Genomic DNA, 20,955 nt, shown 5'->3' with positions numbered 1-20,955 from the left:
GTCGATCACATCCTGCGGGTGGACCCGGACGACACGGTGCTCGACCGTCTGGCCCTCGCGCCGCGCGGCTATGCGCTGGCGCTGGCCAATACCCAGCCGCACAAGAACATCGGCGTGCTGCTCCGCGCTTTTGCGCGGCCCGACATGGCAGGGCTGACGCTGGTGCTGGCGGGCAAGGCCAAGGCCGCCGATTTCACCGCCCTCGGACACCCGGTGCCCGCCAACGTGATCTTCGCGGGCTACGTCACCGACGGCGAGATGCGCAGCCTGCAGGCCCATGCGCTGGCGGTCTGCACGCCGTCGCTGACCGAAGGCTTCGGCATGCCTCCCGTCGAGGGGATGCTGCTTGGCACGCCCGCGGTGATCGCGCCCTGCGGTGCCTTGCCGGAGGTCTGCGGTCCCGACACGCTGTGCGCGGACCCGCATGATCCCGCCGCCTGGGCCGCGGCGCTGCGCGGCCTGCAGGCGGACCCTGCCCGCTGGCAGGACCTGTCTGACCGGGGCCGCGCCTTTGCCGCGCAGTTCACATGGGCGGCGGCGGCGGCGCGGCTGGAGGCCGTGCTGACCCCCCTCACGCCGCGCTGATCAGACCGGGATCTGCGCGGGCCAGACCGCAGGCGCATCCGACCGGGCAGCACACCGTGGCGTTTGCGCCAGGCTGCGGGCCAGTGCGCCGGTCTGTGCCGCGTTCCAGGACGCGACCTGCGCCCGCGCCCTGGCCCCCAGCGCGCGGCGGCGCGCCGTGTCGGGCACCAGCGCCACCAGCGCATCGGCAAAGGCCTGCGGATCGTCGTCTGGCACTTCGATCACAAAATCGCGGCAGGTCTGCGGCAGGCCGCGCAACCCCATGGGCGTGCTGACGGCGGGCACGCCGGCGGCCATCGCGTCCAGCATCTTGATGTTGATGCCGGTGCCCATCGCCACCGGATTGACCAGGATGGGTGCCGCGGCAAAGGCGTCGGCCACGTTATCCACCCGGCCCAGCTTGATCACATGCGGATGGTCGGGAATGGCGGTACAGACGTCGCCGGCCATCACGAGGCGGAACTCCGGCAGCCGGGCGGTGATCAACGGCAGGACCTGCGTGACGAAGACCTGTGCGCCGCGCAGGTTGGCAGCGTTGCGCGAGCCCAGGAACAGCGCACGGCAGGGCGTGTGGTCGGCTGCGGGGACGGTACTTTCGTCGTGGATGTGACTGACCACGGCGACCGCCGGATCGGCGGCACGGCCCGCAGGATGGGTGTCCAGCTGGTGGCGGAAGCGTGCGGCCTCCTCTGCCTGGATCGCCAGGATCACGTCGGCCCGGCGAAAGCCGCGGCATTCGTCGGCGGTGCGCAGGGAATAGAAGAACCACTTCACCCCGCGCGCGCGGTAGGCCACGTGCGCCTCTGCAAAGGCGTCGTGGGTATCGATCAGCTTCAGCACGTCGTCCGGGAACGCATCCAGCGCGGCAGAGGTGTGGACGTATGTCGTGCAGACCGCATCGAACCCGATGCGGACCTGCAGGCGGCGCAGGTGCGGTGTCCAGCGCGACTGATAGAGATCGTCGAGGCGGCGGTAATGCCGCCCCGGCAGGTGCAGGACCTGCCCTGCGCGCCGCCGCAGCCACAGGTTCAGCCGCCGCAGGAAGCGCGGGACGCGCGCCTCGGCCGGCAGGGTGATGACCCGGTCCGCACCATAGGCCGCGTGATAGGGCGCCAGATCCGGCGGATCGCACAGCAGCACGACCCACACCTCGTGCCCCTGGGTGCGCAACGCGCGGGTCAGGGCGTCGATGCGCACAGTATTGCCCTGCGTGGCCGGCAGGAACGGGACGGGAGAGAGGACCGCGATCTTCATGCGGCGACGGTGGCGGCTGGGTCGAAGTTTTGCAAGGCCAGCGTCATCACGCCGGGTGTGTGGTGGCGGACACGGGCCGTCAGCGCCGGCAAGGCCTGCAGGAAGTGGCACAGGGTGTCGGTCAGCAGCGGCCCGTCAGCCAGGTCCGCCGGCGACAGCAGATACCGCGCCGGCAGGTCGAAGTGGCGGAACAGTCCCTCGAACTTGTCCTGATAGGTCAGGCACAGCACGGGCACGCCCATGCCGAGGGCGGCGATCGCCAGATGCATCCGTCCGCTGACGATGCCGTCCATCTGCCCGGCCAGGGCCTTCAGCGTGGCGGCCGGATGCGTGCCCTCGAACAGGCGGACCCGCAGGCCGGGCAGGGCGGCCAGCCTGTCCATCAGCGGTGTCAGGCACAGCATGTCGCCATCCCCGGTGGTGTCGCGGTAATCGTGCGGGATCAGCATCCACGACAGGGGGGTCGTGGCATCGGCGGCGGCGATCGCCCGTGTCATGCGCGCGACAAGGTGGTCCAGCTGGCCCGGGGCCGCGCCGCGCACCAGCATGGGGTGCAGGTTCACCCCGATCACCCGGCGCCCCGCCTGCCGTTCACCGGCGATCCAGCGCGCGGTCGCGGTATCGATCGTGCCCGGCGACAGCAGAAAGGCGGAATCGGCGACCAGACGGGCCGAGACCGGGGCAAAGCGCCTGATCCGGTCCAACGAGGTCTGATCGCGCACGTTCAGCGCAACCCCACGGTGCAGACGGGCCAGCCGATGTGCGAGCGCCTTGGTCGGGCGGGCGTTGAAGCTGAAGCCGAGCACGGTCGTCTGCAGGCCCGACCGCGCGGCGAGATCGGCCGCGATGATCATCTGCGTGCTGTAGTCGGGGCTGTAGTAGCCATCCATCACATCGGCGCCGACCACCACCAGCGCGTCGAAATCGTTCAGCGCCAGGATCTCGGCCATGCGGTCGGCAAAGTTCCAGCCACCGGGCAGGATGACAGGACGCAGGCCACGGGCGCGCACCACCGCCTCCGGTGCGCCCTTGCTGCACAGCACGGCGACCTTCAGGTCGGGACATGTGGCCCGGTAGCGGTCGATGACGACCGCGATCATCGCCTCGTCCCCCACGGACCCTGCGATGCACTGCGGATCGCCGGGCATGATCAGGATCGAGCGGGGCGGCACGCCCGTGGGCTGACGGTCCAGCGACAGGCGCAGCGCGTCCCACTGGCGCGTCATGCGGCGGGCGGCCATGCCCCGTCTGGTCCGGTGCAGCAGGCGTGCGACCGGATCCGGCAGGACGGCCGCGAGGATCGGTTTCAGGCGGGGCCAGATCCCGTGACGCACGAAGGACTGCGCGGCGACCTGGGATGCGGCACGGGCGGTGGCACGGGACATGGGCGTTCCTTTGCTGAAGGGGCCATTGCTGGGGGCCCTTGCTGTGGGGGCAGATGCCGCAGGGCGGTCTGTCCGGTACAGGTTTGATTAGACTTCGTTGAAAATCGGTTAATGGATCCGCAGGTGCCATGCTTTGCGGGTTCCGATGGACCCGATATCCCGACCCCCCACCCGGAACCGGTCCCGGGCCCATCCCGTCGGTCGGCCGGCGGAGGAGGACACGAGCGGGAACTGTGCCGTTTCCGTCCGGCGCCGTCCGGGGTAGGAGGGTCGGATACGCCGGTTCATCCCAAGGGGGCGCCACATGGAATTCCTGCCGATCGCGCTCTACTGGGGCATAGCCCTGACGGGACTGGTCTCGCGCAGGCCGATCCTGCTGTGGCTGTTCTTCGCCGCGTTGCCGTTCGGGTCCATGGTGGTCATTCCCGCCAATATGACGGCGGGTCTGTCGCTGGTGCCGCAGACCATGACGGCGATGCTGATCGTGCTGCGCGAACTGGTGCTGCGCCGTGGCGGGACACAGTTCCTGCTGACGCTGTCCCGGCACGGATCGGGGCAGGCGCTGGTCCTGTTCTGGGTGACGGGTGTCGTCGTGACGCTGTTCGCGCCGCGCCTGTTCGCCGGACAGATCGACGTCGTGCCGATGGCGGTCACGGGGTTCATGCAAACCGCACCGCTGTCCGTGACCAAGCAGAACATCTCGCAACTGGCCTACATCACCGTCTCGGTCTTTGCGATCTTTGCCTTTGCCCGCAGCTTTCGCAACGAGGCCAACCTGTGGGTCCTGATCCGTGGCGTGATGCTGGCCGGTGTCATCACCATCGTCACCGGTCTGCTGGATTTCGCTGCAACCTATGTACCGTTGGCGCCGTTGCTGGACATGTTCCGTACGGCGCAATACGCCATCCTCGACAGTGTGACGCTGGCCGATGGCGCCAAACGCGTCACCGGCCTGATGCCCGAAGCCTCGTCTTTCGGCGGGCTGTCACTGACACTCTTGTCGTTGCTGTGGTTCTTGCGGCGGGCCATGACCAGTGCCCGGATGGTGCGCCGTGCGAACGTCATCCTCGCGGGTCTGGCCCTGATGCTGGCCCTGTCCACCTCGTCGGCGGGTTATGTCGGGATCGCGGTTCTGCTGGCCATGATCGGTCTGGAATGGGCCGCGCGGGCGGGACGGTTCCAGAGTGCCCGCCTGACCCGCCGCGGCATCCGGCGCGAGATCATCATGGCGCTTGCGGCGCTCGGCGCCCTGGCCGGTGTCCTGATGACGACCCCGCAGCTGCTGGATCCGGTGATCGCGCGCCTGAACGAGATGGTCTTCACCAAGACCGACAGCCTGTCCTATCTGGAACGCAGCATGTGGACGCGCACCTCCTTCGAGGCGGGTCTGTCGAGCTACATGATCGGTGTCGGTCTGGGGTCGACGCGTGCGTCGAACTTTGCGGCAGCCCTGTTCGGCAGCGTGGGGCTCGTGGGGTTCGTGCTCTACTTCGGCTTCGTGCTGCGCCGCCTGACCCGGCCCGTCACCGCCGCCGACCCGGTGGCGCAGGCGGTGGCGCTTGCGCTGAAATGGTCCTTCGCACCGCCCTTCGTCGTGGCCCTTCTGGTCGGCACCACGCCCGATTTCGGCACGGTCGAGGCGTTGCGCTGGGGTGTCCTGCTGGCGCTGGTCCTGATGGTGCCGTCACAGGCCGCAGCCCCCCATCGGCCCATGCCCTCCCGCATCGGGCCGCAGGCCGGCGGCGCGACCGGAACCAAGGCTTTGCCGCGGACCTAGGCGGCGGCGCTCCGGGCAGGGGTGCGGCCCGGCCCCGTGGCGCGGTCCGACCCGTGGCGGGCGCCGTCGTTCAGAGATTCTTAACCATGGCGCCCGATAGTCGCGGCCATGTCGCATTCCTCCGCAGCCCCCGCCGTTCCGATCCCGCCACTGGTCGCCATCGACGCCCTGCGGGCCTACATGGCGTGGTGGGTCGTGGTGGGGCACGGATTGCAGCTGACGGGCCTGGGCGCGGGCGCGCCAGCCGGATGGGGACCGGTCGCAGGGCAGGCCATCGGCCTGCTGCTGCGCGGCGATACGGCCGTGCATGTCTTCGTCATCGTCAGCGGTTTCGTCATGGCGCATCTGCTGTCCGGCGCGCGCGTGTCCTATGCGACCTATCTGGGCCGCCGCATCCTGCGGCTCTATCCGGTCTATGCGGTCTGCATCCTGCTGGCGGTGCTGGTGATGCCGTTCTATGTCGCGGCCTTCGTGGACAATCCACATGCGGCGGGCGGCGCGATGCGGCTGGACCGTCTGGCCCACCAGTCGCAGGACCTGCTGTGGCACGTGCTGCTGCATGCCACGCTGCTGCACGGCATGGTGCCAGACAGTCTGCTGCCCTATGCCAGCGCCACGTTCCTGTCCCCCGCATGGAGTCTGTCGCTTGAATGGCAGTTCTATCTGGTGGCACCCGTCCTGATGGGCCTGCTGGCCCGCGGCAGGGTGCGGATCATGACGGGCAGCGTGCTGTGTCTGCTGATGCTGCAGGTGATCCTGCAGGGACAGGACCGCGTCCACTGGCAGTTCGACAGCAACCTGGCCCTGGCGATCGGATATTTCCTGCTGGGGATGCTGTGCCGGATCGTCCTGACGCGGCACAGGCAGGGCCGGGCGCTCTGGCCCGTGCTGTGCGCGGCCCTCGCGGTGGTGCCGGTGCTCGACCGGCTGGCGGTGCTGATCTGGCTGGTCTGGTACGCGATCGTCCTGTGGGAGGCGGGTCTGATCCGGCGATCCCGTGCCAGCGGTCCCGCCGCCACCCTGCTGGCGGGCATGGTGGGTGCCATGGCCTTCAATCCCGTCGCCGTGCGTCTGGGGCAGTGGTCCTACGCCACCTATCTGGTGCATATCCCGGTCTTTGCCGCACTGGTCGGCAGCTATGGCCTGTGGGTCGGGCCCGCGCAGATGCAGCCGCAGATCACGGCTGCGATCCTGTTGGCCAGCGGCCCGGTGATCGTCGCGGCCTCGGCCCTGCTGTACCGCTGGGTCGAGGTGCCGATGATCCGCCTGGGGCGCCGTGGCGACCGGTCATGGGGCGGGCGCCTGAATGTGCCCGGATCGCAGGCGGTCCTGCGCTGAACGCGGCATGACCGGTCTGCCGCCACGCGATCCGCGATTTCGCTGTCGCCCTCGTCCGTGATTGGACGTAAGCGATGGAAGGGGATCGCATCAGGATGCCCACCCAACGGCATCACCGAAGACACGGAGCCCATGGTCAGGACAACCGGACAGAACATCGCGCGCGCGGGAATGCAGTCGGTGGCGGGCAGGCTGGGCGGCAAGGTCATCGACTTTGCCACCCTGCTGGTGCTGGCGCAACTGCTGCTGCCGGACGATTTCGGCCTGATCGCGCTGGCGATGACGGTGATCCTGCTGATCGAGGCGCTGACCGAGGTGCCGCTGACCCAGCCGATCCTGCGAGCCGAGACGCCGACACCGGACTATTACGACACCGCCTTTACCCTTGGTGTGCTGCGGGCGGTGGTGCTGGCCGTCGTCGTGACGGCGCTGGCCTGGCCGGTCGGTGCCTTCTACGACGAGGCGCGCCTGCCGCTGCTGATCGTGGCCCTGACGGCGGCACCGATCATGCGCAGCCTGATCAGCCCGCGCATGGCGGATTTCACACGGGCCTACGACATGTGGCCCGACATGGCGATGAACCTCGTGGGCAAGGCCGCGGCTTTCGGCGTCGTCGTGACCGTGGCGCTTGTAACGCGCAGCCATTGGGCCATCGCCATGGGCACGATCACCACGCCGCTGGTCATGGCGCTGATGAGTTATGTCGCGGCACCCTACCGTCCTCGGCTGAGCCTGGCGCGTTGGGGCGCGTTCAAGGACATCGTAGGGTGGAACAGCGTCAACCAGCTGTTCGGCGCATTCAGCTTCCAGATCGACCGGATCCTGCTGGGCCGCACCCTGAGCACCGCCACGCTGGGCCGTTACGCCATGGCCAGCGACCTGACCGGCGTCGCGTTCCAGGGTATCCTCTTTCCCCTCGCGTCACCGCTGACGGTCGCGACGGCCAAGGCCGCGACCCTGGAGGGCCGCGTGCGGGCCTGGGGCAAGATCCTGAATGCGGTCCTGTGCCTGATGGGAGCCATCCTGCTGGGGCTGACCCTGCTGGCGGGCCCCATCGTGGCGGTGCTGCTGGGCGAGGTCTGGCGCGATGCCGCCCCAATGCTGTCATGGCTTGCGCTGACCTCTTTGCCGGGGATCGTGGGCTTCGTCCTCGGGCCGCTGGCGGTCAGCCTGTTCAAACCGCAGCTGATCGCACAGCGGACGTTCATCGACCTCGCGGTCAAGGTGCCCCTGATGCTGATCGGCATCACATGGTTCGGTCTGTGGGGTGCGATCGCGGCGCGTGCCATTTCGGGCGTGGTGGCGATGATCTTTTCCTTCACGGCAGCCGGACAGCTGCTGCACATCACGGTCATGGCCCAGATGCGCATGATCCACCGGACCGTTGCGGGGCTGATCGTCTTTGCTGTGGTGGGGTATGTCCTGTGCCCCGCCGTCGATCCGGCGTCGCAGGGGGTGCTGCCGCGTATCGTCCTCGGGCTGCAGGTGGGACTGGTCTTCGCGGCGGCGCTGGTGGCACAGCTCGTGGCGATGCTGGGTCTGTGGCGGATGCAGGGAAAACCAGAAGACGGGATCGAAGGCACGATGCTGGGGTGGTTGCCGCGGCGGCGGGGCTGAGCGTCGCACAGCGCGGGCGCTCTTGTGCGACGCGCCTCCGCCCGCGAGCGCCGTGACTTACTTGCCGGTGCGCTGGGTCACGGCCAGTGCGGTGCGCATCACGATCGCGGCGTCGAGGGCCGGGTTGCAGGTCTGCACGTAGGTCACATCCATCTGTACGCGGGCCGCATAGCTGATGTCGTTGCGACCGCTGACCTGCCACAGGCCGGTCAGGCCGGGGCGCATCGCGGTATAGTCGTCCACGGCGGTGCCATAAAGGTCCAGTTCCGCAGCCGTGACAGGGCGGGGGCCGACGATGCTCATCTCGCCAATCAGGATGTTCCACAGCTGCGGCAGCTCGTCCAGGCTGGACTTGCGCAAGAAACGACCGAGCCGCGTGATGCGCGGATCGTCGTCGAGCTTGAAGTTGGCATCCCATTCGGCACGGGCATCGGCGTTTTCCGCCAGATGGGTCTTCAGACGGTCCTCGGCATCGGCCACCATCGAGCGGATCTTCCAGCAGCGGAACGCGCGACCGTTGCGACCGATCCGCGTGTGGCCGAAGAACGGCGACTTTCCGTCCCGTACCACCAGCAAGGCGAGGATCAGGATGACGGGGACCATCACCGGCAGTGACAGCAGGACGAAGACGATGTCCATGTGCCGCTTGCCGAAGGTGCGGTAGAACCCGTGAGAGTCCGATGCCGAGGCGGCAGGCTGAGCCACAAACTGGCCATGCTTCGCATCCATAAACGACACTACAGTATTCTTCATGGATAAAAACCAATTCTTTGAGAGAGGATAACGTGTGGGGTGTAGCAACGGTGTCCCGGTTGCGGCACCTGCTTTTTGCACGGCATACTGCAGCTACAGCATCTTCGAATAGGAATATAGGTCCGTAAAAATTTCGGCAAGTTTTCTTCTTGTCTAAATTAAGGCGGATCCGGTCGTTAGCGGTGGTTAATTGTATCCATAATCGAAACAAATACTGAAGTTGTTGTTTTTAAACACAAAAAATATCTCTTTTGTCAAAGTTGTGGAATCGCCGCCAATGAAAGCAAGAAAGTTTCGCAAACGCATGACAATGATGTGACCAAATGCATGGGCTTTTGGGCAAAATATGTGCAGCCAGACAACATTCTGCGGCGCAGCATGGCACCGAATCGGTTGTCGTGCCATGGAAAATGCAGCGTGCTGTGACCGATGGGCGCAGATCCGCCATGCGGCGTCCGGTACGGCGATCGACATGATGTTCACAAGAGGCGATGGCCCAGAAGGCCTTGACCAGTTCGTCCGACACAAGCTATCGGCAAATGATGCGCTTAGAGAGACAGTTCACCTGATGTCCAACGACAAGACCCGTCTTTCCACGGACTTCGGAGCGCCCGAGGATCAGAGCGACGATATCGATATCTTCACCCTGCTGAGCACCCTGTGGCGGGGGCGGCTTGTCATCGGGGCGTGCATTGCCGCGGCGATGGGGCTGGCGATCTGGTATGCTTTCTTCGTCGCCGTACCGCTTTATCAATCCAATGCCCAACTGTCCCTGCTGGTCGAGACCGAGAACGCGATCAATCTGCAGGATGTGCTGGACGGCACCACGCCGGACCAGAACAGCATCAACACCGAGATGGAGGTCGTGCAGTCGCGTGGGCTACTCGGTCAGGTCGTGGACGATCTAGATCTGATCTCCGACCCGGAATTCAACCCGACGCTGCAATCGCCGGGCGCCCTGGACCGGGTCAAGACGGGGCTGAAAGGGATGATCGGCCTCGATGCGCCGTCCCCGACGTCCGAGGACGTGGTGCGCAACATGGTCATCGACCAGCTGCGCCAGACGATCGCCGCTGTGGCGCAGGACAAGAGCTTCATCTTCACGATTTCGGCCACGACGCAGGATCCGCTGAAATCCGCGCTGCTGGCCAACACGCTGGCCGAAACCTATGGCGAGGATCAGATCGCGGTCAAGGTGGCGGCCAGCGAACGGGCCGCGGTCTGGCTGTCGGCACGGGTGGCCGAACTGCAGGACGACATCCAGACGGCCGAGAACCGGATCAACGCCCTGCGGACCCGCAACACGCTGATCAGCGACGAAGCCGTCGTCGCCCTGAACACCCAGTCGGTGGATGTGAATGCCGAACTGCAGGATGCGGAACTGGCGCTCAACCGTGCGCAGTTGCGACTGGATACGGTGCTGGCCGCAGCCGACGGCGGCTATGCGGCCCTTGCCGCCGCGGCCGACGATTCCCAATTGCTGGCGCTGGCGGCTGCGGCGGATGCGGGCGATGCCGCCGTCGCCGCCCGTTTCGACCGGCGGTTCGACCAGTTGCTGCTGCAGCGGCGCGGCGATCTGGCCCGGGCCGAAGAGGCTGCCGACGACCTGCGTCAGGTGGCCCAGACGGTCACCACCCGGTTCGAACAGCAGTCCGCCGCCCTGATCGAGATCGACCAGATCGAACGCGACACCGAGGCCACGCGGGTCCTGTACGAGACGTTCCTGACGCGGCTCAAGGAGACGAGCGCCCAGATCGGCATCCAGCGCGCCGAAAGCCGCGTGCTGTCGCAGGCCATTCCCGGCTATCAGGTGGCCCCGCGCAAACCCATCCTGCTGGCGCTGTCCGTCATCATGGGGCTGATGCTGGGATCGGCGCTGGTCCTGATCCGCGAGGCGCTGCAGAACACCTTCCGCACGGCGGGCAATCTGGAACGGCGCACGGGGCGCGCGGTGCTGGGGCAGATCCCGCGGATTCCCGCACAGACCCGCGCCGGCACCATCGGCTATCTAGCGGACAAACCCACCTCTGCCGCCGCCGAGGCGGTGCGCAACCTGCGCACCTCGATCCTGATGTCGAACGTCGACCTGCCCTCCAAGGTGATTTTGTCCACGTCCTCCATCCCCGGCGAGGGCAAGACCACCATCGCCATCGCGCTGGCACAGAACCTGGCGGGATTGCGCAAGCGCGTGATCCTGATCGAAGGCGACATCCGCCGCCGCAAGTTTCCCGACTACTTCCCGCAGGCCCATGCGAATGCGGGCCTGCTGTCGGTCGTCTCCGGACGGGTCTCGCTCCGAGAGGCCATCTGGACCCACCCGAAATCCGGCATCGACGTGCTGATGGGCGAACACAGCACGGTCAACGCCGCCGACGTGCTGTCGTCGGACAGCTTTTCCAAACTGATCGAGCATCTGCGCGTCCATTACGACTATGTCGTCATCGACACCCCCCCCGTGCTCGTCGTGCCCGATGCCCGGATCATCAGTACGATGGTGGACGCGATCATCTATGCGGTGAAGTGGGATTCCACGACGCAAAGCCAGGTGGACAGCGGTCTCAAGCAGTTCCGCGACATCAACGTCCCCGTAACAGGACTGGTGCTGTCGCAGATCGATGCAAAGGGCATGCGGCGCTACGGTTTTGCCGACCAGTACGGCGCCTATTCGAAGTATGCTAAAGACTATTACGAAGGCTGAGACAACCGCCCGCGAAGCCTCTGCCTTCCCAAGGCGGTCGACGGCGCGAGTACAGTCGCCAAAATCGTGAAATTCAATTCTGATTGCTGCTGCACCGCAGCGAACCATGCGCCGGCGTCCGGATGGTTCTGCCGGGCATCGGCGGCTTGCAGGGCAGCGCTGATCGTTGCCTTGTCCCGGCAGTCCGACGGCAAGGTGGTCAGGCGCAACATCCGGGCGATGTCCTGCATTTTGGCATTTCCATCGTCCAGAACGATGACCCGCGATCCCGCCATCAGCCCGAACAGGGCCGCATGCATGCGGTTCGTCACCACCAGACCAGCCGTGCGATAAAGCGTGACCGCCTGTGCCACCGTGCCCGGTGCCACGTGGTCCGCAGCATCTTCCGGCATCTCTGCCTGAGCCATGTAATCGCAGTGAACCACAGGATCCATGTCTGCACGCCCGTCGTGGCTGCAGAAGGTCACCTCGTGCAGATCGAAGATCTGCCCGGCCTCGGCGACGATGTCATGTATCTGCGCCACGTCGATGCAACGATCCTCGGTTGTATCCATGCAGGATGCGATCACGATCCGCCTCCGTGCCTGTGTGTGGGACAGGGCTTGCTGCAGGGTGGTATTGCCGAAGATCAGATCGGCGGTCCGGACACAGACCCGCGGGTCCACGAGACGAAGGGCCCGCGCCAGAGATGTCTCGTCGCGGAGGGCCACCATGGCAGCCCCTTTCAGCATCCAGCGATAGAGTGTCTGGCGCAGGGGCCCGATGGGCCCGATGCCGCACCCCATGACCGCGATCAGGCCACCAGAGAGGCGGACGGCCTGCGACAGCAGGCCAAGTGCCACGAGCGAGGCGACGGACGAATTGTCTCGGATCAGCTGTCCACCGCCCCAGATGATGGCCGTCTCTGGGCCCAGATTGGCAAAACTCGACAGCGTCTTGCCGTTCAGGACATGGATGTCGTTGGCGTCCAGCACGGCACGCACGGCAGACGTGGGCGAATTCCAGTTGTAACTGCTGATCCGGGCATGATGCAGACCCGGGATCTGCCGCAGGCTGGAAACGCAGCTCAGCAGCAGCGCCAGATCGCCGACATTGACGAGATCACCCGAGCAGATGACTATATTTTTCACGCGGTATTCCGTTTGTTTGGGTCAGTGAAAAAACACGGATACGCGTTAACAGGTAATGGCTCTGAAAGGCCCCCTGCATGAGGGCCATGACGATTGTTCACAACTATCAGTTGATTGGAGCTGATTTCGAAAAAAACGGAAAGCGGTCATGCAGGAGATGATCGGGCGATTTGTTTCAGACGATGAAATTATGGCCGCTCATCGTCACAGTTGCATGCGGATCGGTCAGTTCAACCAAAAGCTGCACAACAGAACACCCCGTCCGGCATGACCGAACGGGGTGCTTATTTCGAGAGTTGCCGCATCAGGACGGGGACGTGGCAGGCGGCCATCGTCAAGCCGCCTGCCACCGTCCTAGTTCACCGCTGCTGCCGTCGTGGTGATCAGCGAGGGGATCGATTGCTGCAACACGCGGTTGAAGCTGGTGATCGGCTGTTCCTCGATGAAGATGATGTCGTCGGGACGCATCTCGAACCGGGTGGCCAGCGTGAGTACCACCGCATTGCGCGCATTGAGGTGCCATGCCGTCACCGCCCCCAGAACGGCCGGATCCGGGCGCAGCACGTAGATCTGCGACGGGTTGCCCGTGGCTGCGTTGAAGCCGCCGCCGTCGTACAGCACGTCCGCCAGCGTCGCCTGCTGGCCGTAGGGCAGCGGGAAGCGGCCGGGATTGGTCACTTCACCAGCCAGATAGACATAGTCGCGGTCCGTGGCCCCCAGCGTGTCGCGCTGCACGAAGATCTCGCGCTGCTCGCTCAGGTCGGCACGGCGCAACCCGACCTCGGTGCTCAGCTCGCTCAGCGCCGCGGACCGGTCCTCGCGGCGCAGGCTGATGATGTCGATCTGGTTGCGGTAGAAGGCCTGTGCACGGTCCAGATCATAGGTGGTGTCCACGTAGACCGCATCGCCGGGCAGGACGGCCAGATTCTGGAATGCCGCATCGGCGCGGAACTGCGCCAGCGGGATCTGATAAAGCGTGCCGTCGCGGTAGATGCGGATCGAGGCGAATTCGGGGTTCGTCACCGCGATGCCACCGGCCTGCGCCAGCGCCTGTGCCAGGCTGGTCCGGTTCAGACCCAGCGTCAGCACCTGTTCGGCCGCCACCGCACCGCCCACGGAAAAGCGCTGTGAATTGAACCCCGTCACCTGCACGCCAAAGTTCGGATCGATGCCCGCATCGACCAGACGGGCAAAGATCTGCGCCTCGGCTTCGTCGATGGGCAGTCCGCCGACCTGGACCGCACCGACCTGCGGGATCGACACCGCACCGTCGTCGCGCACGACAAGATCCTGCATGGCGGTCTGTCCGTCAGTCGATCCGGTCACCGGGTCGATGGCCTGCGTGCTGGCCAGCGACAGCCCCAGCACGTCGCCCGGTCCCAGCAGATAGGGGCCACGCTCCGCTGCCGGCGGGGCCCGCAGATCGAGGCGCCCCGGCGTCAGGTCGGGAAAGCTGGGGGCATCGGGCAGTCCGCCCGCCCCGCGCGGCGATCCGGTGCCCGCCCCGGTAAAGAACACGCCCGGCAGGTCGCGCGGGGTGTAGGCTTGGGTGTTGGCCTGCAGCACAGTCTCGGGCGTGACGGGGATGATCCGGACATTCAGACCTTCGGTCTGGTCCTGCACCGTACTGCTGACATAGAGACTGCCGCATCCAGACAGCGCAAGCGTCAAGGCAACGGCGGGGACAAGATGGAAGCGTGTCATGACAATCCTTGCGGTCATTTCAATTGGTCTAACGGGAAAGCCATTCGATAGCGAGTGGTCCGGTTGCGGGGCCGACCCATTGTTGGGTACGCCGCATCGTGCCGTCCGCGTTCAGCCAGTAGCGGTTCTCGATCCGCGCGCCGATCGTCTGACAGCTTTCCACGTGCAGCGTGGTGGCAAAGGCGACGTCAAAGCTGTCCACCGTATCCGGTCGGCCGCCGTCCATGTCGCACAGCAGGCTGCGGAACACGGTCTGACCGTCGCCGTCCAGATAGGTCAGCAGGCGGGGATAGGCTTGCGCCGACCCGCCGCTGCGCAGGGCGTTCAATGTGCGACCGACATCGGCGCTCATCAGATCGTCGCCAAGACCGCGGGTCGCGACCAGCACGCCGTCGTGCAACGACAGGGTCTGGTTCTGTGCACTCTGCCAGGTCACCACGTCGCCGTCCACGTCACGGGGCACGAGGGTCGCCAGCAGGTTCCGGCTTGGCATCTCGGCCAGCAGCAGCGGCTGCGGCGAACGGTCGATGACCGGCCGCCGCAGCTGGCCACGGATGTCGAAGGGGGCGGCGGGCGCACAGGCACTCAGCAGGGCCAGGGCTGCGGTCACGGCCACTGCGATTGCGGGAATACGTCTCATCGCCAGAACCTTCCCCAGCCGTCGTCCAGTTCGACCGCCGTTTCCGCCCGCACCGCATCGTAGAGACGCCCGTCCAGGTTCAGCCGCGCACCGCCGTCGCGTTGAACCGGCCGCAACGTGAAGTCAGAGGTCGCACGCGTGCTCTGCCCGGTGACCCAGCCCACCGGCACGGTCAGCATGACACCCTTGTCGAAGGACCCTTCGCCGAAGTCGTCGAACGGCACGTCGGTCAGCGTGGCAAAGAGGCCCAGCGACCAGCCATTCTCGAACTCGCGCTTCACGGTCAGCGTGGCGCCGGTATCGCCGGCCAGATAGCGGCCCACGTCCAGTTGCGAATGATAGCCTGCGCCCATGTCCCAGTAGCCAGAGACATGGCCCGTCGTCACCTCGTAGTCGCGGAACGAGAAGTCCTGATCGAAGCCGCGTTGCACGACATGTGCCACCTCGACCCCCATGGCAAAGCGCGACCCGGACGGATACCACAGCACCTCGCCCGCGACGCCACCGAACATGCTCTCCAGCAGGCCCGCATTGATGCGGGCATAGACCCGTGGCGCGGGGCGGAAATTATAGGCACCCGTCAGACGCTCCAGCGCCGGATCGGCCTTGTCATAGAGATAGGCCTCTGACCGCACGCGCGGCAGCACGGAGGTCGATTCCCGCGTGGCATCGTCGAGGTTGCCCAGAAGCGGCTTGCGCACCACGCCGCCGAAGGTCAGGCCCGCTAGCGGTTCCCATTCCGCGCTCAGCGCCACGCCAGCACTGACACGCAGCGGTGCATCCGGATCGAAGAAGCTGGGGGCGACATAGGGCGAGAGCGCATAGGTGAAGCGCGGATAGAGGCCGGGCAGGGGATCCGTGCCCGGGACGGCATCGCCGCGTGCGCTGCGGGTCTGCATCGCCCAGGCGTTGTCGTAGGCATATTGATAGGTTTCCAGATCGGCGCGGCTGATCTGTGTGCTGCTGACCGGCAGGGCATCGGCGATCAGCACGATGTCGAAGCGCGCGACCTGTGCCGGCAGCATGGCGGTCAGCACGCGCGCGGTGCGGCCGACGGCCTGGGCGCTGCGCTGGTATTCGCGGTTCTCGATCTCGACCCTTGCCACGCCGTCGCCGACCGTCAGGCCATGCAGGACGATGCCGATCTCGTCCAGACGGGCCGCCGTCTCGGCCCGGATCGCTGGCAGGTCAGCGGCGGCAGGGCGCGCTGCGTCCGCGGCCACGGCACTGCGGACGACGACGGGCGGCGGTGCCGTCTCGAGGCCGGACGGATTGCGCGGCTCGTTGGGATTGATCTGATAGCTGAAGGTGACCGCCGCCTCGGACCCATAGAGCCAGGCGGCCCCCAGGGTGGCGCGGTCCGACAGGGCGTACTGCGCGCCGAAGTTGTATTGGCTGCGCACGTCGAAGGCACGGCCATCCTCCAGCGGATAGGCGTCTGACGACCGTTCCACCGCCAGCCGCAGCGTGTCGGTCGCCTGCCAGGCGACGCCGCCGAACAGGGCCGCATCGCCCTGGAACCACTGGGGGCTGTTGAATTCGCCGATGGTGTTGTTGTCACCCAGGGCGTCGCGGTCCGACAGGCCGGAAAAGACATCGGCCAGCGGATTGGAAAACCCGCCCGCGCTGGCCAGACGGCCCCAGCCCAGCCCCGCCGTCGCCGTGACGCCGCCCGGCAGGGACTTGGTCGCGACCAGATACTCGGATTCGAACCGCCCGGTACCCAGCAGGTCGTTGATGCCCACGGCGAGGGCGGGCCGATAGGTGCCTTCGTTCAGCAACCGGTAGTGCAGACCGAAGCTGCGGTCGAAGTTGTCCTCTGACCCGAAGGCCTTGCCGTCGCTGGTCGGGAAATACGACAGGTTGTAGCGCAGCCCGAAGGTCAGCCGGTCCGTCAGCTGATAGGCGACACCGTGGCGGATCGTGTTGCGAAACACGCTCAGCGAATAGGCCAGATCGTCCCGCGCGAGGCTGCCCGCATCCGGCATCTCGACCAGTCCCGGCATCGCATAGGTGTTCAGACCCGGCGCCGCATCCTGTGCGGCCACGGGGGCGCAGACCAGGCTCAGCACGGTCAGGGCCGACACCGTACCGCGCAGACGCATTCTCGAAAAATCAGGATGTCGCATGTGTCTCGTGTGTCCAGGGCTACATTATCGTGTGTCGGGCCGGATCGTTGCACGTTCCTACACACAGCATCGTCATCAATACAACCGGTGGTGCGGCGATGGTTTCAATGTGCGTTCATGGGGCCACGGCGGATGACAGTCCGGTCTGCACGGTCCTGCCGGTCCCGAATCCGGTCCCGATCGGGATGCGGACGCTGGCCTGTGCCCCAATTATGGCACGGATCCGCCTCATGGGCGACCGGTTGCCGGTGTCAGTGGGTCTGCAGCGCCTCGACCGCTGCGGGCACAGGGAACAGACCGATGAGACATCTGGCACGGCATGGCCTCGTGGTCATGGGGCGGATCATGCTGATCGTACTGCTGGCACTGCATGCGGCGCCCCAGACGGCGGCGGCGGATCAGGTCATCGTGGTGTCCAACGACCGCGGCGGCAAGATCGGGGCCCGCGCCCGCATGCTGGAAGGCATGAGGGCCTCGCAGTCACGTATCGAGATCCGTGGCGGGGTCTGCTATTCAGCCTGCACCATGTATCTGGGCATGGACAACCTGTGCATCAGCCCGGCCACGGTCTTTGGCTTTCACGGCCCGTCCCGCAACGGACGCGCCCTGTCACCGGCAGAGTTCGAGCACTGGTCGCAGATCATGGCGCAGTACTATCCTGCGGGTCTGCGGGAGTGGTTCCTGCAGACCGCCCGATATTCCGTATCACGGGTGCTGCGGGTGGATGGCGCATCCCTGATCCGCGCAGGCTACGCCAGCTGCTGATCAGACCCGTCCGGATATCGCCGAAAGGCGATGCCGCGGACGGGTCAGTCCGCCTTACGGAGAGACGGTGTCGGCCGGGCCGCCGCCGCCGCCGGTGGCGCCCAGCAGCAGGCCCGCACCCGCCGCCGCCAGGGCCGGACCGACGAAGCCGCCCAGAAGCGGCACGAAGGCCTCGGCATCCTCGCCGCAGACCGGTGTCGAGATACCCGTGGCCGGATCGTAGCTGACCGACAGGACGGGATATTCGCCGCACACACCGCTGGCCTGCGCGGCCAGCAGCGCATCGTCCACGGTCCGGACTTCGGGTGCAAGACCGCCGGCGGCCAGCGGCGATGCCAGACAGGTCAGAAGCGCAAGGGACGTGGACAGATGTTTCATGGAAATTCCTTTGTTCGCGAACGGTATGCAGCGCTTGACATGCAATCTAGCATATGCCGCCGCAAAAGACCAAGTCTCGATCTGATGGTCGGCGCACCTTGGGTGGGATGCCGTGACCATCCGGTATCAGCCGCAGGCGACCTGTGCGCAGGCTGCCACGGTTTGGCCCCCGTTTGATCCCATTGGGGACACTTCGACAGGGCAGACAGCACGCAGACATGTCCCAGGACCGGATTTCCGCCATGAAACTGTCGCTTGCCACACATTTCGCACAGCATGGCCAATACGGCGAAGACAACTTCGCTGCGATCCTGCCCCTGCTGAAGGACAGCGGAACCACCGGCATCCGTGACGAGATCAGCTGGGGCGCAGTGGAACGGTCGCGGGGCACCTACGACTTCGGGGCATGGCAGCAGACCTATGTCGATGCGGTATCCACCAGCGGTCTGGACGTGCTCCTGACGATCCAGCCACAGGGCAATCCCCTCTACGGGGACGGCAAGACGATCCTGACCGACACCGACATCGAGGCCTTCGCCCAGTTCGTGCTGGCCGTCTGCCAGACCTTTCCGCAGATCGGCGGGATCGTGATCGGCAACGAGATCAACAGCTATGTCGAAAGCTTCGCCTCTGGCGAGATCCTGACCTACAGCCTGCCGGACCGTGCGGCCGCCTATGCGCGGATCACGGCGCGCGTGGGCGAGGTGCTGGAGGATAACGGCGTGACGGTCGATCTGATCGGCGGCGGCCTGCATTCCGTGCCGACCGGCTACATCGACTATCTCATCGATGCGGACGGCTTCGCCGGTGTGGACGGTCTGGACTTCCACCCCTACGGACTGGACCCGGTGCAGCTGACCACGGTGCTGACCGAGCTGGACCGGACCCTGTCGCGCCTGCCGCAGGACCAGCGACCGGACCTCTACGTGACCGAGTTCGGCCAGTCCGCCGACCCGACGGACCCGCTGTCGAACGCGGACTACCTGATCAAGATGGCTGCCGTCATGGCCCACGGCGGCGTGGTCGAGGCATCCTGGTATTCGCTGCTGGACGAGGACTGGTACGACTACGCCGACATGGGTCTCTATGACGGTCTGGACACGGCGAACCCCATGCTGTCCACCTTTCAGCTGGTCACCGATCTGCTGGCGCAGGGGACCGCACAGCGCATCGATGCCGGTCCGGGCCTGTTCCTGTACCGGATGGCGCCCGACACCTGGATCCTGTGGGGGTCCACGCAGAACGTGACCCTCGGTGGTACGGAGCTGGCCTTCCGCGACGCCCTCGACCGGGCGGTCACCTTCGACGGGCGGATCGACGACAGCGTCGTCGTCATCACCGGCCGCGACGTGACGGTGATGGCGCAGTCCGGTCCCGGGCAGCTCATCGGTGACAGCTTCTACGACTTCTCGCTGCAGGCCAATACGGACGACGCCCCCTTCGGCTGGACGTCCATGGGACTGCGCACCGACGCCCGTGGCGAGCAGTTCTTCGACCTGTCGGTCATGGCGGGGCAATCCCGCAACGGCGAAAGCTGGAACCCCTATCTGGGCGACGCCTGGGCGCGACCGTTCTTCGTTGATGGCAAGACGGTGATGCCGGTGGATTTCGGTACGCTGGCGCGTCCGGACGAACGGGCGGCGGTCGACCGCTACAGCTTCGAGACCACGCAGAACGTCGATGTGGTCGCCAGTTTCTCCGTCTCGGACCAGACCACCGACGGTGTGCGGGTCGAGGTGCGCCTGAACAACCGCATCATCCACAGCGAGGTCGTGATGGACCGGTCGGCTCTGGTCCTGCGCAACGTGGCCGTGAAACGCGGCGACGATCTTGATGTGATCGTACACGACAACGGCACCAGCCAAGGTGACATGACAGAGCGCCATGTCCGGATCCTGCAGGCGGACGGCAGCACCAGCACCCAGTCCCTGTTGCGGACCCATCTGAACACCGACATCATTGCCGGCAACGACGTCACAGAGAGGGACCTGCTTCCCGTCACGCCCTCGCAATCGCAGGTCCCTGTGCCGGGTCCCGCCGTGCCGGCTCCCGTCGTGCCGGGCAGCGGTGCGGGGGTTCTGCCAAGCGGGTCCGACAAGGCGGCCACGGGCACCGCCGGACACGACCGGTTGAACGGATCAAGCCGCGCAGACACGATCAAGGGCGAAGGCGGCAACGACCGGCTGTATGGCGGGGGCGGGAACGACCGCCTGTATGGTGGCACGGGTGACGACAGGGTCCAAGGCGGCACCGGGCGGGACACGCTAGCGGGCGATGCGGGCAACGACACCCTGCTGGGCGAAAGCGACAATGACCGTCTGTATGGGGGAAGCGGGAACGACCGCCTGTATGGCGGGGCGGGTGACGACAGGGTCCAAGGCGGCACCGGGCGGGACACGCTGGCGGGCGATGCGGGCAACGACACCCTGCTGGGCGAAAGCGACAATGACCGTCTGTATGGGGGAAGCGGAAACGACCGCCTGTTTGGCGGGGCGGGTGACGACAGGATCCAAGGCGGCACCGGGCGGGACATGCTGGAGGGCGATGCGGGCAACGACACCCTGCTGGGCGAAAGCGACAATGACCGTCTGTATGGGGGAAGCGGAAACGACCGCCTGTTTGGCGGGGCGGGTGACGACAGGATCCAAGGCGGCACCGGGCGGGACATGCTGGAGGGCGATGCGGGCAACGACACCCTGCTGGGCGAAAGCGACAATGACCGTCTGTATGGGGGAAGCGGAAACGACCGCCTGTTTGGCGGGGCGGGTGACGACAGGATCCAAGGCGGCACCGGGCGGGACA

General features: G+C 66.2%; 16 protein-coding genes. 8 read left to right on the top strand and 8 right to left on the bottom strand.

Going from position 1 to position 20,955, the window contains the following annotated elements; genetic code table 11:
* Positions 1–585, top strand: a 585-nt coding sequence (locus BMX16_RS13285) for a glycosyltransferase (protein ID WP_143058035.1), incomplete at its 5' end; no start/stop codon positions are given.
* On the opposite strand, the gene BMX16_RS13280 is transcribed toward BMX16_RS13285, so the two are convergent.
* Complete coding sequence (locus BMX16_RS13280) at positions 586–1,839, bottom strand: glycosyltransferase (protein ID WP_089904505.1); 1,254 nt, start codon at positions 1,837–1,839, stop codon at positions 586–588.
* Entirely contained in the window at positions 1,836–3,224 is a 1,389-nt protein-coding gene (locus tag BMX16_RS13275) for a polysaccharide pyruvyl transferase family protein (RefSeq protein ID WP_089904502.1), read from the bottom strand. The genes BMX16_RS13280 and BMX16_RS13275 overlap by 4 nt, the downstream gene beginning before the upstream one ends.
* A 304-nt stretch (positions 3,225–3,528) precedes the next feature.
* Here BMX16_RS13275 and BMX16_RS13270 point away from each other — a divergent pair, with 304 nt between their 5' ends.
* The 3 genes from BMX16_RS13270 (at position 3,529) to BMX16_RS13260 (ending at position 7,956) form a co-directional block, all read left to right on the top strand.
* On the top strand, positions 3,529–5,001 hold the full coding sequence (locus tag BMX16_RS13270; protein WP_089904499.1) for a hypothetical protein: 1,473 nt from the start codon (positions 3,529–3,531) through the stop codon (positions 4,999–5,001).
* Positions 5,002–5,109: 108 nt separating this feature from the next.
* Positions 5,110–6,339 carry an acyltransferase family protein gene (locus BMX16_RS13265; protein ID WP_089904496.1) on the top strand — a complete coding sequence of 410 codons (1,230 nt, stop codon included), beginning with the start codon at positions 5,110–5,112 and terminating at the stop codon, positions 6,337–6,339.
* 132 nt (positions 6,340–6,471) lie between these two features.
* A complete protein-coding gene (locus tag BMX16_RS13260; protein WP_089904492.1) occupies positions 6,472–7,956 on the top strand; it encodes an oligosaccharide flippase family protein in 1,485 nt (494 codons plus the stop codon).
* Between the two features lie 57 nt (positions 7,957–8,013).
* Here the strand turns inward: BMX16_RS13260 and BMX16_RS13255 are convergent, their stop codons facing one another.
* The gene (locus BMX16_RS13255) at positions 8,014–8,709 is read right to left on the bottom strand and encodes a sugar transferase (protein ID WP_245731548.1); all 696 of its coding nucleotides are present in this window, start codon (positions 8,707–8,709) and stop codon (positions 8,014–8,016) included.
* Positions 8,710–9,277: 568 nt separating this feature from the next.
* Between BMX16_RS13255 and BMX16_RS13250 the strand changes: the two genes are divergently transcribed.
* Complete coding sequence (locus tag BMX16_RS13250) at positions 9,278–11,407, top strand: polysaccharide biosynthesis tyrosine autokinase (RefSeq protein ID WP_177174670.1); 2,130 nt, start codon at positions 9,278–9,280, stop codon at positions 11,405–11,407.
* Here BMX16_RS13250 and BMX16_RS13245 read toward each other — a convergent pair.
* Positions 11,395–12,537, bottom strand: coding sequence for a polysaccharide pyruvyl transferase family protein (locus BMX16_RS13245; protein WP_089904483.1), 1,143 nt, complete (start codon positions 12,535–12,537; stop codon positions 11,395–11,397). The genes BMX16_RS13250 and BMX16_RS13245 overlap by 13 nt on opposite strands.
* A gap of 148 nt (positions 12,538–12,685) precedes the next feature.
* Between BMX16_RS13245 and BMX16_RS18225 the strand changes: the two genes are divergently transcribed.
* Positions 12,686–12,808, top strand: coding sequence for a hypothetical protein (locus tag BMX16_RS18225; protein WP_281242603.1), 123 nt, complete (start codon positions 12,686–12,688; stop codon positions 12,806–12,808).
* A gap of 83 nt (positions 12,809–12,891) precedes the next feature.
* Here BMX16_RS18225 and BMX16_RS13240 read toward each other — a convergent pair whose 3' ends face one another.
* From BMX16_RS13240 to BMX16_RS13230, 3 genes are read right to left on the bottom strand one after another with little or no spacing between them, the layout of a single operon-like run.
* Positions 12,892–14,241 carry a polysaccharide biosynthesis/export family protein gene (locus tag BMX16_RS13240; RefSeq protein WP_089904480.1) on the bottom strand — a complete coding sequence of 450 codons (1,350 nt, stop codon included), beginning with the start codon at positions 14,239–14,241 and terminating at the stop codon, positions 12,892–12,894.
* Positions 14,242–14,269: 28 nt separating this feature from the next.
* On the bottom strand, positions 14,270–14,881 hold the full coding sequence (locus tag BMX16_RS13235) for a YjbF family lipoprotein (protein WP_089904477.1): 612 nt from the start codon (positions 14,879–14,881) through the stop codon (positions 14,270–14,272).
* Positions 14,878–16,986, bottom strand: coding sequence for a YjbH domain-containing protein (locus tag BMX16_RS13230; RefSeq protein ID WP_177174669.1), 2,109 nt, complete (start codon positions 16,984–16,986; stop codon positions 14,878–14,880). The genes BMX16_RS13235 and BMX16_RS13230 overlap by 4 nt, the downstream gene beginning before the upstream one ends.
* Before the next feature lie 324 nt (positions 16,987–17,310).
* Between BMX16_RS13230 and BMX16_RS13225 the strand changes: the two genes are divergently transcribed.
* A complete protein-coding gene (locus BMX16_RS13225; protein WP_089904471.1) occupies positions 17,311–17,775 on the top strand; it encodes a hypothetical protein in 465 nt (154 codons plus the stop codon).
* Between the two features lie 54 nt (positions 17,776–17,829).
* On the opposite strand, the gene BMX16_RS13220 is transcribed toward BMX16_RS13225, so the two are convergent.
* The gene (locus BMX16_RS13220; RefSeq protein ID WP_089904469.1) at positions 17,830–18,153 is read right to left on the bottom strand and encodes a hypothetical protein; all 324 of its coding nucleotides are present in this window, start codon (positions 18,151–18,153) and stop codon (positions 17,830–17,832) included.
* Between the two features lie 242 nt (positions 18,154–18,395).
* Here BMX16_RS13220 and BMX16_RS13215 point away from each other — a divergent pair.
* On the top strand, positions 18,396–20,955 hold a 2,560-nt coding region (locus BMX16_RS13215), incomplete at its 3' end, for a calcium-binding protein (protein ID WP_281242602.1).

Source organism: Loktanella fryxellensis, assembly GCF_900110065.1.
Classification (GTDB): Bacteria; Pseudomonadota; Alphaproteobacteria; order Rhodobacterales; family Rhodobacteraceae; genus Loktanella; species Loktanella fryxellensis.
The sequence above is the reverse complement of the archived record's forward strand: the minus strand, read 5'-3'. Positions and strand labels throughout refer to the sequence as shown.

Bases quoted from the DNA above. Each gene is read 5' to 3' on its own strand.
- BMX16_RS13280 (WP_089904505.1), bottom strand. From the start codon at position 1,839: ATGAAGATCGCGGTCCTCTCTCCCGTCCCGTTCCTGCCGGCCACGCAG.
- BMX16_RS13275 (WP_089904502.1), bottom strand. From the start codon at position 3,224: ATGTCCCGTGCCACCGCCCGTGCCGCATCCCAGGTCGCCGCGCAGTCC.
- BMX16_RS13270 (WP_089904499.1), top strand. From the start codon at position 3,529: ATGGAATTCCTGCCGATCGCGCTCTACTGGGGCATAGCCCTGACGGGA.
- BMX16_RS13265 (WP_089904496.1), top strand. From the start codon at position 5,110: ATGTCGCATTCCTCCGCAGCCCCCGCCGTTCCGATCCCGCCACTGGTC.
- BMX16_RS13260 (WP_089904492.1), top strand. From the start codon at position 6,472: ATGGTCAGGACAACCGGACAGAACATCGCGCGCGCGGGAATGCAGTCG.
- BMX16_RS13255 (WP_245731548.1), bottom strand. From the start codon at position 8,709: ATGAAGAATACTGTAGTGTCGTTTATGGATGCGAAGCATGGCCAGTTT.
- BMX16_RS13250 (WP_177174670.1), top strand. From the start codon at position 9,278: ATGTCCAACGACAAGACCCGTCTTTCCACGGACTTCGGAGCGCCCGAG.
- BMX16_RS18225 (WP_281242603.1), top strand. From the start codon at position 12,686: ATGCAGGAGATGATCGGGCGATTTGTTTCAGACGATGAAATTATGGCC.
- BMX16_RS13240 (WP_089904480.1), bottom strand. From the start codon at position 14,241: ATGACACGCTTCCATCTTGTCCCCGCCGTTGCCTTGACGCTTGCGCTG.
- BMX16_RS13235 (WP_089904477.1), bottom strand. From the start codon at position 14,881: ATGAGACGTATTCCCGCAATCGCAGTGGCCGTGACCGCAGCCCTGGCC.
- BMX16_RS13230 (WP_177174669.1), bottom strand. From the start codon at position 16,986: ATGCGTCTGCGCGGTACGGTGTCGGCCCTGACCGTGCTGAGCCTGGTC.
- BMX16_RS13225 (WP_089904471.1), top strand. From the start codon at position 17,311: ATGAGACATCTGGCACGGCATGGCCTCGTGGTCATGGGGCGGATCATG.
- BMX16_RS13220 (WP_089904469.1), bottom strand. From the start codon at position 18,153: ATGAAACATCTGTCCACGTCCCTTGCGCTTCTGACCTGTCTGGCATCG.